Genomic DNA, 12,105 nt, shown 5'->3' with positions numbered 1-12,105 from the left:
GGTCTGCCACGATCCCCGTATGGGTGCACTTGACGCAGTGGCCGCCAGAGTCGCCGGCGGCAGCACGGTGACGTTCCGCCCCAGCGGTTCGTCGATGGTTCCGCTGATACGCAGTCGGCAGCGGGTGGTGGTCGCCCCGGTCGATCCCTCGGCCGTGGAGGTCGGCGACATCGTTCTCGCCCGTGTCGCCGGGACGGTGTACCTGCACCTGGTGTCGGCGGTGGACCGTGCCCGGAAGCGGGTGCAGATCAGCAACAACCGCGGCCGGGTGAACGGCTGGACGGGCCACGACCGGGTCTTCGGGATCTGTGTCGAGGTCGACGGCGTCGCGCGGTCGGGTGCCACCGGCAAGACGACCGGGGCCGGCCCACCGGCATCCGATGACCCGCCGGGGCGGCGCCCCGGGCCGTTGAACCGTCCGTAGCGTCAGAACCCCTCTGTCCGGCACCGGTTCTCCCGGATCCATGCCACCGCGTGGGTCACCGCGTCCGGCAGGCCGAAGAGCCGGGAATCCGCGCCGCCCACTCTGCCGCGCAGAACCGGGTGGGTCTTCTCGAAGTCCGCGCCCAGGTCGTCGAAGTCGTCGGAGGAGATCGCGGTGTCCTCCACGGTGGTCCAGCGACGCCCCTGCGGGGTGGTGACCGCGAAGGAGTTGGTCACCCGGGTCGCCGGAACACGGTATTCGGCGAGGTGGAAGGCGGAGCAGGAGTCGAATCCGGCGCCGAGCAGCAGAATTCGGGCTCCGGCCTCCTCCAGTCGCGCCAGGGGGCTGTGCTCGCCGAAGCGGCAGTCGAGGGCGTGCCCGTCCACGATCCCGGCCGCTCGGGGGCCGAGGGCGGCAAAGGACGTCTGCGGGTGCACGCTGCGCAGGGCGCCCGGCCAGGTGCGGAGCGTCTCGGGGACGACGCCGACGCCCAGACTCCGCGTGGTGCGGGTGTCGAAGGCGGGGGTGGATGCGCGGATGCCGTCCCACCAGGACGCGGGCACGGGCGGGTTCTGCCAGGCGGCCGGGTCCAAGTTGTCGGCGGAGTGTGTCGGGACGACGAGGGTCCCCCGGGGGCCGAGGACGTCGAGCAGCGCTTCGATCACGGCAACGGGGCCTCCGCAGACCCAGCCCAGTGAGCTGAGCGAGGAGTGCACGAGAAGGGTCTCGCCGGAGCGCACCCCGAGGGCGCGCAGTTCGGACGCGAGGGATTCACGGGTGCACAGAGGGCCGGTCTGGGGCTCGATGGTCATGACCGGTCAGTCTCCGGCCGGTCCCCTCCCCGCGCCACCGATTTCCCCGCGCCACAAGGTGGCCTGTTCTGTTCGGTGACGGATGGTGCGTCCGTGAACAGGCGTTGCGTCAGTAACACTCTGGCCTAGGCTGGTTGCCTCGTTCAGCCGTGTGAGGAGTACGCGTATGCCGGTCGCGCTCGGTCTCGGTCTGCCCCAGACGAAGCAGTACGCCCTCGGGCGGGACGTCGCCGCGGTGGCACGCGCCGCCGAGGCGGTGGGCTACGAGAGCCTGTGGGTGTTCGAGCGGATTCTCGTCCCGGAACCGGCCGCGCAGGGCCTGTACGGGATCCCGGGGATGCCCTGGCCCGAGCACTACCGGGGTGTCGCGGACCCCCTGGTCACCCTGACGCTGGCCGCGGGCGCCACCGAGCGGATCGGCCTCGGGACCAGCGTGCTGGTCGCCCCGCTGCACGTTCCCTTCCAGCTCGCGCGGTCCCTGGCCTCGCTCGACGTGGCCAGCGGGGGCCGGGTCCTCGCCGGGCTGGGGACGGGCTGGTCGCACGACGAGTACGCGGCGGCGTCCGTCGCCCCGTTCGAGCGGCGCGGCGCGGTGCTGGACGAACTGCTCGACGTGTGCGCGGCGGTGTGGGGCCCCGACCCGGTGTCGTACAAGGGTGAGCTGACGACGATCCGGCCGTCCGTCGTAGGGCCCAAGCCGGTCCGCCCCATCCCGGTCTTCCTTCCCGCGAACGGCCCGCGCGCCACGCGTCGGCTCGTCGACCGGGCCGACGGGTGGATGCCCGTGGCGCGGGGTGCCGACGCGCTGGCCGAGCAGTGGCGGCACGTCCGTGACACCGCCGCCGAGCGCGGGCGCGAGCGTCCGCTCGACGTCTGCCTCCGCGCCAACGCGCGCTACAGCGCACAGCCCGTGGCGGGCGGTGACCGGGCGTTGTTCCACGGCAGTACCGACCAGATCGTCGAGGACCTGGCCGCACACGCCGCCACGGGCGTGCCCCGGATCCTGCTGGATCTCCAGGGCCCGTTGCGCGACGCGTCGGAACTCGTCGACGTGGCGACCGATGTGTACGAGACGGCCCGCGCCGCCGGGATCTGACCTGCCGGCACCGGACGGCGGCGGGCGGGCACGGGCCCTCCCGTCCGCCGCACCGGTCCTCCCGCCGCCGCACGGGCCCGGCACCGTCCGGACACACGCCCGGACACGTCTAGTCCCGCTGTGCCGTGCCGGTGAAGACCAGTGACACGTTCTGCCCGCCGAACCCGAAGGAGTTGGTGAGGACCGCGTCCTGGGGGATGTCGCGTCGCTCCGCGACGACATCGTGGGCGATGTCGGGACCGACCCCGGCGTCAAGGTTCCGGGTCGGCGGGACGACCCCGTGTTCCACGCTCAGGACCGCGAGCAGTGCCTCGATCGCGCCGGCCGCGCCGAAGAGATGGCCGAGCGAGGCCTTGGGGGCCGTGACGGTGGCGCGGCCGAAGACCTCGCCGATCGCGCGTGCCTCGGCCGCGTCGCCGACCTCGGTGCCGGTGGCGTGGGCGTTGATGTGGCCGATGCGTTCGGGGCCGAGCCCGGCCTGGGCGAGGGCCTTGCGCATGGCGGCGATCTGACCGGAGCCGTCGGCGGCGGGCGCCGTGATGTGGTGGGCGTCGGCGGCGATGCCCGCACCGGCGAGCACCGCGTGGACGCGTGCGCCTCGCGCGGCGGCGTGTTCGGCGCTCTCCAGCACCATGACCGCCGCGCCCTCGCTCAGGACGAACCCGCTGCGGTCGGCGGCGAACGGCCGGGAGGCCGAGGCCGGTTCCGCGGTGTGCCGGGACAGGGCCTTCGCCTGGACGAAGCCGGCCACGGTGATCGGGGTGATGGCCGCCTCCGTGCCGCCCGCGATCACCACGTCCGCCTCCCCCGCGCGGATGAGCCTCGCTCCCAGGGCGATGGCCTCCGCGCCGGAGGAGCAGGCCGAGACCGGCGTGTAGGCCCCGGCGCGGGCCCCGTACTCGATGCTGACCAGGGCCGCCGCCGCGTTGGGCATGAGCATCGGGACCGTACGGGGCGAGACACGCCGTACCCCCGACGCCTCCAGGACGTCGTCCTCGTTCAGCAGCGTCCGTACGCCGCCGATGCCGGTGCCGATGGCCGAGGCGAGCCGGTACGGGTCCACCTCCGGGCCGCCCGCGTCGCTCCAGGCCTCGGCCGCCGCGACCAGGGCCGCCTGCTGCGAGCGGTCGAGCCGTCTGGCCGTCACCCGCGGCATCAGGGTCGCGGGGTCGACGGCCATCGTGCCCGCGACGACCCCGGGCAGGACCCCTTCGCCGAGGCCGGACGCGCCCGCCAGCAGCGCGTCCCAGGTGGACGCCGTGTCCGCCCCGAGCGGGGTGATCGCGCCGAGTCCGGTCACCACGACTTCAGTCCCGTACATGCCCTTCAGCCTTTCTTGTATGCCATACAAGTGAACGTCTTTGTTGTATCACATACAATTCCGGGGTGGAGAAGAAGCGAACCGAGACCCGTCCGGCCCCGGCCCGGTCGCGCGACCGCGGTCGGGTGACGCGGCGCCGGCTGATCGAGGCGACCGCCCGGCTGCGCGAGGAGCGGCCCGGCGCCGATCCGAGCGTCGCGGAGATCGCGCACGCGGCGGACGCCTTCCCCAACCAGGTGACCTACTACTTCGGTTCCAAGGACGCGCTCCTCGTGCACGCCGCGTTCCTCGGTCTGCTGCACGACGCCCGCCGCGTCGAACGCGTCGGCCGCCAGGCCCCCGACGCGGCGGCCTTCCGGCGCAACATCGCCCGCGCCGTCCTCGCCATGCCCTCGCTCCCGTCGGTCACACGCGCCCTCGCCGCCGCCATCGCGCGCCCCGAACTCGCCCCCGTCGTGGACCGGCACCTCCAGCTGCTCTTCCGCCAGTCCGAGCGCTTCGTGGGCCAGCTCATCGACCGCCGCGGCTGGGCGGCCCGGCGCCCGCTCGACGTGGAGGCCCGAACGTTCTGGAGCACCGCGCTGGGGGCCGTGCTCCTCGTTCGCGCCGGGGCGCACGGCACGGTCTCCGACCTCGACCTCGCGGGCGCGCTGACGATTCACGACGGCGATGCGCCCACGTAGCCGGACTCACTCGAAGGGGCCGTTCCGCCTCCGGGCCGGCTCGGGCACCCGCACCTGACCGGCCCTCACTGTCAGACCCCTGTGCGAGGGTTCGGAGAAGAGGCCGGCGATCCGTCCGGCACCGACTCCGCCCGTCGTACGGCGCCACTGCCCGAGGAGCCCCCCTTGTCCGCACCCGACGAAGCCCGTTCCTCCCTCGCCGCCCTTGCGGGGCTCCTCGCGCCCGGCGTTCCGGCCGTGGCCGCACAGGTCCTCCGGGCGTACGACCACCCCGAGGCGTATGTGCGCGAATTCGCCGACCGCCTGCAGGACCGGGGCATCGAGGAGCCCTTCGCCGGTCTGGCCTGGATATCCCTGGTCGACGCCCTCGCCGAGTACGACCTGCTCGCGGAGTTCGACTGGAAGGAGGACGCCCACGAGATCCGGGCCCGACTCGGAAGTCTGGCGTCGCGCCCGCCCGTGGACCCCTGGGTGCTGATCGAGGACGCCGAGTGGGGTCTGCTGACGGCCGACTTCCTCGCCGCCTGCGGCAGGCACTACGCAGAGGTCGGGGCGGCGCTCGCGGTGCTCGACATCGAGTCGGACTGCTATCCGGTGGTCTGCCTCAGAGCCGCGCAGACGGACCGGCTCACCGCCCTGGCCGCGCAGGCGGGCTGCGTGGCGGTGCCGCTCGGCGCGTGACCGGCGCGGGCGCGGAGCAGGACGTCTGACATGCTCGGGTCGGACCGTCCACCCGTGAACGAAAGGGCCCACACCATGGATGTGTACGAGGCGGTGGACAGCCGCCGGGCCGTGCGGTCGTTCAGCGACACGCCGGTGCCCCGCGCTGTACTCGAACGGGTGCTGGCCGCCGCGACCCGGGCCCCGTCGAGCGGGAACCTCCAGCCGTGGCAGGTGTACGTCGTGACGGGCGAGCCGCTGGCCGAGCTGAAGAGGCGGGCGACGGCGAGGGCGTTGGCCGGGGACCCCGGGGACGCACGGCAGTATCCGATGTACCCGGACGGGCTGGCCTCGCCGTACACCGACCGCTTCGCCGCGGCTGCCGCCCAGCGGTACGGGGCCCTGGGGATCGAACGGGCCGACCCCGAACGGCCCGTGAAGATCGCCGCGTTGAACTCGGACGCGTTCGGTGCGCCGGTCGTGCTGTTCTGCTACCTCGACCGGACGATGGGGCCGGGACAGTGGGCGGACGCGGGCATGTACCTGCAGACGGTCATGCTGCTGCTGAGAGCCGAGGGACTGCACAGTTGCCCGCAGGTGATGTGGACCATGTTCCACGAGACCGTCGGCCGGGCGGTCGGTGCCGACGACGGGCTCGTGCTGCTCTGCGGGGTCGCGGTCGGCTTCGAGAAGGAGGGTGTGCCGAGGCTGCGCACCGGGCGGGCGGATCTGGCGGAGACCGTCAGCTTCGTCGGGACGTGATCCGCCGGACCGGCGGCCGGGCACGCGCTCACTCGGGGCGGGACTCCGCCCGCCGGTAGCTGACGCCGTCCTTGGTGCGGCTGAGCTGTCCGCCGATGATCAGATAGCGGCGGAGCGCGGCACAGTCCTCGTGCACGGTGAGCAGCGCGTCGTTGACCTCGCGCTCGGAGTAGGTGCGCCCGGGGGCGAACAGGGTCTCCGCGAGGTGGTCGAGGAGCTGCTGACGGCGGGCGGCCCTGCGCGGGATCGCCGTCAGCCGGCCGTGGGAGAAGAGGTCGGCCACCCCGCGGGTGGGGGCTGCCGTTGCGAGTGAGTCGGACATGGGCCGCAGCCTCTCAAGCCCGCGCCGGGGCGGCAACACAATTCCGGGGCGCCCCGGTGCCGGACGGCGCGTCACTCCTGATCCGGGTTGACGTGCGTCCGTGCCCACGGTTGCCTACTGCGATGACCGCACTCCGTATCGAACCGGTGGCCGACGACGCCGCCCTGCTGGACTGGCAGCGGGTTCACAACACGATCATCCCGACCGCCGTGCTCTCGCTCGACGAGGTCCGTGAGCGCGCCGGGCGCAACCGGCTCTCCGTCGCGTACCTCGGGAACACCACCGTGGGCTGCACGACCGTACGTCCCCCGGCCGGGGACAACGCGACGGCCACGGTCATCGCCCGGGTGCTGCCGGGTCACCGGGGCCGGGGGTACGGCAAGGAGTTGTACGGGCACGGTCTGGCCGAGGCGCGCGGGCTCGGGGCCGAGGTCATCGAGACCTGTGTCCTGGAGTCCAATCCGGAGGGGCTGCGTTTCGCGCTGGACCGCGGGTTCGTCGAGATCGAGCGCTACGTTCTGCCCGGCGACACCGTTCCGTTCATCGATCTGCGGCTGGCGCCCCACGCGTGAGGCCGCGGCAGGGCTGCCACCCCTCACGGTGGCAGCCCCGTCCCGCGCGTGATCCGGCCGTCAGGCCGTGTGCAGGGTCAGCCCGTACCGGTTGAGGATCTCGTTGATCGGCTGGAACCAGGTCTCACCGCCCGAGGAGCAGTTGCCCCAGCCGCCCGAGGTGACACCCTGCGCCTGGTCGCCGCTGATGAAGGAGCCGCCCGAGTCGCCGCCCTCCGCGCACACGTTCGTCTTGGTCATCTGGTAGACCGCGCCCTGGCTGTAGTTGACCGTCTCGTTGGTGGCGAGGACGGTGCCGCAGTGCCAGTGCGTGGTGGAGCCGGAACGGCAGACCGAGGAGCCGACCGGTGCCACGGCCGAACCGCGGACCAGCTGGTCGGAGACGGTTCCCCAGCCCAGGACCACGGGGACCGTCCACCAGCCGCTGCCGACGTTCACCCAGGCGTAGTCGTCCCCGGGGAAGGACGAGCCCTGGAAGTTGCCGATCCCCGAGCCGTCCCAGCCGCGCACCGAGGCGCCCGCCCGGCCGCAGTGGCCCGCGGTGACGAAGCCTCCGTGGACGGAGAAGCCGATGGAGCAGCGGACGTTGCCGGTGTAGTAGGGGTCGCCGCCCACGGTTCCCGCGGCGAAGGTCTGCGGGGACCCGGCCGCCTGCTCGACGGTCACGGGCCCGGCCGCGCGGGCGCGGGACACGAACGCCCGGACATCGTTGTCAGCACGGGCGGACCGGGCGACGTTCACGACGACCGTGTTGGCCTTCGGGTCGACGTGCCAACTGCTCACGCCCGCGGGCGCGTCGAGGCGGTCGAGCTTCGCCTTGACCGCGTCGAGGGTGCGCGCGCTGTGCGTGACGAGGCGGACGGTGGCGCCCGTCGCCCGAACGGCGGCGGCCTGTTCCGTGCCGGTGACGGCGACGGTGAGAGCGCCCGTCGACGGGTCGAACCACGAACCGCCGTACGCGTTTCCGGCGGCGTGCCGGGCCCGGGGTTCGAGTGCGGTGGCGGACTTCTCGGCGGCGAGCCGGGTCCGTGCCTGGGTCTCGGTGAGGCCGAAGTCCCGCCGCATGGCGGCCAGCAGACCGGAGGAGGCCGGTTCCGCGGCAGTGGACCGCGGTGCGGCGGCGGGGGTGTCGGCGGCCGTGGCGGACGGGAATCCGGCGCCCGCCCAGGCTCCGACGAGGAGCACGGCGGACAGTGCGGTGCGTAATGCCGTGGTGCGTCTCAAGGCAGTGGCCCTTCTGTTGTTCCGCTGATGTGGGGGAGGAACAGCAGGCGTCCGGGAGGCTCCTCGTTTTGAGAGCGCTCTCAGAGTGTGCCGTTCCGGACTGTAGCGGAGAGTTGTAGGCAGGTCCATGCCAATCACGGACGCGGATCCCGCCGCCGGACTCCCCCGCGACCGGGTGACCGGGCGCCCCGGCTGAGTAGATGTACTCATCCGGCGGGGGCCAACTCGTCCTACCGTCGCATCGGATGACCGGAGCGGGGCCGTGCCGAGGCGCGCGCGGCCCGACGGGCGGGAGGGGAACGGACATGGGCGCGATGCGCGGCAGGCACGGGATCAGGGCGGGAGTGGCCGGTGCGTTGTTGTGTTCCGTCGCCCTGCTGCTCTCCGGATGCGGGGTGCTCAGCACGAAGGACGACCGGCGGTACGCGGAGAAGCTCGCCAACGAGCACTACCCCGGCCTGCTCCGGGTGATCGGCGCGCGGACACTGTTCCCGCAGTCCGAGGGCTCCGAGATCTCCTTCGCCGTGAAGGACGACCCCGACGCGGTCGTCCGCCTCCGCGTCGACGCCGGCAAGGGCACCTGCAACTCCCATCCCTGCCGGGGAGTCCTCGACGAAGCGGTGACGCGCGGCCGGGCCGAGGCGGAGCGCATGAGGCTGATGATCCGTACGTTCACAGCGTGCGGGTACGAGGTGATCGCCTACGAACCCGCCTCCGGGGCGCCCTGGATCGTGGGATCGCTCACCAACGCCACCGTGCGGGCCACCCTCGCGGACGTCGGCTCCTGCGTCCGCACCTGGCGGCAGGCCGAGGCGAGGACCGACGCGGCCGCGGGCGCGCGCGGGGCGGCCGTCAACCTGGCGTCCCCCTCCGTCGCCGCGAAGCGACCGGCCGGCAAGTCGTCCGATCCGACCGCCGTACGGCTCACCGACACCCGGCTGCTCGCCTCCCTCCAGTCGCACCCCTACTACGCGCTGGGCTACGCGGCCCCGGAGGGCAGGCTCGACACGACGGGACAGGCCCGGATCGTGCGCCCCTTCGAGGTTCAGGAGAAGTTCGGCGCGAACGTCCGGAAGTCCGTGCGCGAACGCCTCCGCGCCGGCCACCCCCGGGTGCAGATGAGCACGTACCAGGGGGTGTGGCGTCTGGAGCCGGGGACCGTCGACCGGCTCACCGGGTACGTGCTGTACTGCGAGGAGCCGGACGGCGACCTGACCTGCCTCGGCGACATGGCCGTGGAGGTCACGACCGATGTCCGGGGTACGCCGGTGGGCGACCTGCGCCCCGTCGGCTCCGTGCGCGAGGGGCGAGGACCGCTGCGGCTCCCCGCACGCTGACGGTCCGTCGCACGGCTTGTCTCAGGGGGCGGCGGGGCCGTACGCGTAAGAACTCCACAGGCCACGCACCCGGTCGCCGTCCCGCCAGGGATCGGGGCCGGCCGCCGGGTCCGGCGTCCCCCAGATCCTGACCGTCTCCTCCGGGTCCCCCTTCGGACGCCAGCCGGGGTCGCCGTCCGCCGCGAAGCCGGCCCAGGCGGCGCGCATCCGCGCGGACAGCCGCCGGTCGTCCTCCGTGGGCGGGCCGCCGATCAGGAAATGGACGCTCTCCTCGTCCAGGGTGCCGAACACGAAGGGCACGTCCGCGCAGTGCCAGGCGTACACCGGCGCCTCTCCCCCGCGCTGCCGGGCGAAACGGGACAGGAACGTGCGCCCGCCGGCCCGTGCGTGCGCGTCGGCGAGGCGGTTGCCGTACTCGCCGAAGGAGAGGTCCCCGTACAGGGCGAGCTGGAGTTCGCGCGGCGATGCGGAGGGGAGCAGCCGGCGGTACCCCTCCACCAGGGAGCCGGGGAGGCCGAGATCGTGGGCGAAGCCGGACAGTTCCCCGTGGTCGGCCACGGGGGCGAGGCTGTTCACGGCGTCGAACAGCCAGTACTCCTGCGTGGTGTGGCAGACGAGGAGGTCGATGTCCGGGGCCGCGCCGGAGCCCATCAGCTCCACCGGGTCGGCGCGCAGGACACGGCCGTCGGCGACCGGGCCGAAGACGACCGGGTCCCAGGAGAGGGGGCCCGTACCCGGGGCGTTGCGGTAGCCGTCCACGACGGCGTCGGCCGCGCGCACCAGCGTCTGCGGAGAGGCGGCGGCGAGTCCGGCCGCAGTGGCGGGGACACCGGCCGCTCCGGCGATCCGCAGGGTCAGTTCCTCGGCCGGTCCGGGGGCGAAGACGGGGCCCACCGCGCTGTGCGCGACGGCGCGACGGAACAGTCCGCGCGCGCCGTCCATGACCATCAGGCAGGCCACCGAGGTGGCCCCGGCGGACTGTCCGGCCACGGTGACGCGGTCCGGCGCCCCACCGAAGGCGGCGATGTTGTCACGGACCCATTCCAGTGCGGCGATCTGGTCGAGCAGCCCCCGATTGGGCGGGTGGAGGCCGTCGCCGTCGTCGGGGACATGACCGAACCCCTCGAAGCCGAGGCGGTAGTTGAGGGTGACGACGACGGTCCCGGCGCGGGCCGGGACCGTGCCGTCGAAGTCGGGCTGGGCGCTCGATCCGAAGGTGTAGGCGCCGCCGTGGATCCACACCAGCACGGGCAGCGGCCCGGCCCCGGCCCGGACGGCGGGCTCGGGGGTCCAGACGTTGAGGCTGAGCACGTCCTCGTCACCGGGCGACCAGACGGGTGCGCCCGGAAGCTCCGCCGACTGCGGGGGCACGGGGCCGAAGCGCGTGCAGTCGCGCACGCCCGTCCAGGGGCGGCGGGCGCGCGGCGCCGCGAGCCGGTTGTCGCCGAACGGGGGTTCCGCGTACGGAATCCCCAGCACGGCGACCGCTCCCCGGTGCGGAGCCCGCCCGCGCACCCGCCCCGCCACCGTCTCGAACACCTCGGTCAACGCCGCTCCACCGTCCCTCGTCCGGGGCCGCCCGGCCGGGCGGCTCCATGATCAGAGTGACAGGAGGGCGTACGCGCACGCGAGCGGATTGACCGGGCGGGCGTCAGGAGCCGACCCTGCGCTTGTTGTAGACGTCGAAACCGACCGCCGCGAGCAGGACCAGGCCCTTGATGACCTGCTGGTAGTCGGTGCCGATGCCGACGAGGGACATCCCGTTGTTGAGGACGCCGAGCACCAGTCCGCCGATGAGGGCGCCGAGGACGGTGCCGACGCCCCCGCTCATCGAGGCGCCTCCGATGAACGCGGCGGCGATGGCCTCCAGTTCGAAGTTGGTGCCGGCCTGGGGAACCCCGGCGTTGAGGCGGGCGGCGTAGACGATGCCGGCCAGCGCCGCGAGGACGCCCATGTTGACGAAGACCAGGAAGGTGACGCGGCGGTCCTTGACGCCGGAGAGCTTTGCTGCGGCCGCGTTGCCGCCGAGGGCGTACACATGGCGTCCGATCACGGCGTTGCGCATGACGTAGCCGAAGCCGATGAGCAGCGCGGCCAGCAGCAGCAGGACGACGGGGACGCCCCGGTAGCTCGCCAGGGTCAGGGTGAAGGCGAGCACCGCGGCGGCCAGGGCCGCGCACTTCAGCAGGAAGAGGTTGCGGGGCAGGACGTCGAGGCCGTGGCGCTGTTGGCGGCGGCGGCCGCGCGCCTCCTGGAGCAGGGCGAGGGCGAGCAGGGCCGCACCGAGGAGCAGGGTGAGGTTGTGGTAGTTGGTGACGGGTCCGACCTCGGGCAGATAGCCGGTGGAGATCTTCTGGAATCCCTCGGGGAAGGGGCCCAGTGAGCGGCTGCCGAGCAGGATCTGCGTACCGCCCCGGAAGAGCAGCATCCCGGCGAGGGTGACGATGAACGAGGGGATGCCGACGTACGCGATCCAGAAGCCCTGCCAGGCGCCCGCGACCGCGCCGAGGAGAAGGGCGAGGACGAGGGCGAGGACCCAGGGGACGTCGTGCTCGACCATCATGACGGCGCAGGCGGCGGAGACGAAGGCGGCGAGCGAGCCGACGGAGAGGTCGATGTGCCCGGCGATGATGACGATCATCATGCCGATGGCGAGGACCAGGATGTAGCTGTTCTGGAGGACGAGATTGGTGACGTTGTTCGGCTTGAGGAGGACGCCGTCGGTCCATATGCCGAAGAGGACCACGATCAGTCCGAGGGCGATGAGCATGCCGTACTGGCGGATGTTGCGGCGCGCCGCCTCGCGCAGGATCACGCCGGTCGTGAGCGCGGCGGGGGCGTCCTTGCCGAGGGCGGGCCGTCGGGTGCCGGTGGGGGCCTGGGCCATGTCCT

Annotated in this window: 13 protein-coding genes; 7 read left to right on the top strand and 6 right to left on the bottom strand. The window is 73.1% G+C overall.

Annotated features, from left to right (window positions below; all coding sequences use genetic code 11):
* Positions 1–19: 19 nt before the first annotated feature.
* Positions 20–424: a S26 family signal peptidase gene (locus ACFVDM_RS11325; protein WP_383636326.1), complete on the top strand. Its 405-nt coding sequence runs from the start codon at positions 20–22 to the stop codon at positions 422–424.
* A gap of 2 nt (positions 425–426) precedes the next feature.
* Here the strand turns inward: ACFVDM_RS11325 and ACFVDM_RS11320 are convergent, their stop codons facing one another.
* On the bottom strand, positions 427–1,236 hold the full coding sequence (locus ACFVDM_RS11320; RefSeq protein WP_383636323.1) for an aminoglycoside N(3)-acetyltransferase: 810 nt from the start codon (positions 1,234–1,236) through the stop codon (positions 427–429).
* A gap of 166 nt (positions 1,237–1,402) precedes the next feature.
* Between ACFVDM_RS11320 and ACFVDM_RS11315 the strand changes: the two genes are divergently transcribed.
* A complete protein-coding gene (locus ACFVDM_RS11315; protein WP_383636320.1) occupies positions 1,403–2,332 on the top strand; it encodes an LLM class F420-dependent oxidoreductase in 930 nt (309 codons plus the stop codon).
* Between the two features lie 109 nt (positions 2,333–2,441).
* Here ACFVDM_RS11315 and ACFVDM_RS11310 read toward each other — a convergent pair whose 3' ends face one another.
* Positions 2,442–3,653, bottom strand: coding sequence for a beta-ketoacyl-[acyl-carrier-protein] synthase family protein (locus tag ACFVDM_RS11310; RefSeq protein WP_383636317.1), 1,212 nt, complete (start codon positions 3,651–3,653; stop codon positions 2,442–2,444).
* A gap of 65 nt (positions 3,654–3,718) precedes the next feature.
* Here ACFVDM_RS11310 and ACFVDM_RS11305 point away from each other — a divergent pair, with 65 nt between their 5' ends.
* The 3 genes from ACFVDM_RS11305 (at position 3,719) to ACFVDM_RS11295 (ending at position 5,758) form a co-directional block, all read left to right on the top strand.
* Positions 3,719–4,336, top strand: coding sequence for a TetR/AcrR family transcriptional regulator C-terminal domain-containing protein (locus ACFVDM_RS11305; protein ID WP_383636314.1), 618 nt, complete (start codon positions 3,719–3,721; stop codon positions 4,334–4,336).
* Between the two features lie 165 nt (positions 4,337–4,501).
* The gene (locus tag ACFVDM_RS11300; protein WP_383636311.1) at positions 4,502–5,017 is read left to right on the top strand and encodes a DUF6630 family protein; all 516 of its coding nucleotides are present in this window, start codon (positions 4,502–4,504) and stop codon (positions 5,015–5,017) included.
* Between the two features lie 75 nt (positions 5,018–5,092).
* On the top strand, positions 5,093–5,758 hold the full coding sequence (locus ACFVDM_RS11295) for a nitroreductase (protein WP_383636790.1): 666 nt from the start codon (positions 5,093–5,095) through the stop codon (positions 5,756–5,758).
* A gap of 28 nt (positions 5,759–5,786) precedes the next feature.
* On the opposite strand, the gene ACFVDM_RS11290 is transcribed toward ACFVDM_RS11295, so the two are convergent.
* Complete coding sequence (locus ACFVDM_RS11290) at positions 5,787–6,080, bottom strand: DUF2087 domain-containing protein (protein WP_383636308.1); 294 nt, start codon at positions 6,078–6,080, stop codon at positions 5,787–5,789.
* 122 nt (positions 6,081–6,202) lie between these two features.
* On the opposite strand from ACFVDM_RS11290, the gene ACFVDM_RS11285 reads away from it, so the two are divergent.
* Positions 6,203–6,652, top strand: coding sequence for a GNAT family N-acetyltransferase (locus ACFVDM_RS11285; protein ID WP_383636305.1), 450 nt, complete (start codon positions 6,203–6,205; stop codon positions 6,650–6,652).
* 60 nt (positions 6,653–6,712) lie between these two features.
* Here the strand turns inward: ACFVDM_RS11285 and ACFVDM_RS11280 are convergent, their stop codons facing one another.
* Positions 6,713–7,876: a S1 family peptidase gene (locus ACFVDM_RS11280; protein ID WP_383636302.1), complete on the bottom strand. Its 1,164-nt coding sequence runs from the start codon at positions 7,874–7,876 to the stop codon at positions 6,713–6,715.
* 305 nt (positions 7,877–8,181) lie between these two features.
* Between ACFVDM_RS11280 and ACFVDM_RS11275 the strand changes: the two genes are divergently transcribed.
* On the top strand, positions 8,182–9,213 hold the full coding sequence (locus ACFVDM_RS11275) for an SCO7460 family lipoprotein (RefSeq protein ID WP_383636299.1): 1,032 nt from the start codon (positions 8,182–8,184) through the stop codon (positions 9,211–9,213).
* Between the two features lie 21 nt (positions 9,214–9,234).
* On the opposite strand, the gene ACFVDM_RS11270 is transcribed toward ACFVDM_RS11275, so the two are convergent.
* Both ACFVDM_RS11270 and mmsB read right to left on the bottom strand, forming a co-directional pair.
* Positions 9,235–10,752: a carboxylesterase/lipase family protein gene (locus ACFVDM_RS11270; RefSeq protein ID WP_383636787.1), complete on the bottom strand. Its 1,518-nt coding sequence runs from the start codon at positions 10,750–10,752 to the stop codon at positions 9,235–9,237.
* A 112-nt stretch (positions 10,753–10,864) separates the two neighbouring features.
* Positions 10,865–12,100, bottom strand: a complete 1,236-nt coding sequence (mmsB, locus tag ACFVDM_RS11265) for a multiple monosaccharide ABC transporter permease (protein ID WP_383636296.1) — start codon at positions 12,098–12,100, stop codon at positions 10,865–10,867.
* Positions 12,101–12,105 lie beyond the last annotated feature (5 nt).

Origin of the sequence: Streptomyces sp. NPDC057682, from assembly GCF_042799575.1 — a bacterium.
Lineage (GTDB): Bacteria > Actinomycetota > Actinomycetes > Streptomycetales > Streptomycetaceae > Streptomyces.
The sequence above is the reverse complement of the archived record's forward strand: the minus strand, read 5'-3'. Positions and strand labels throughout refer to the sequence as shown.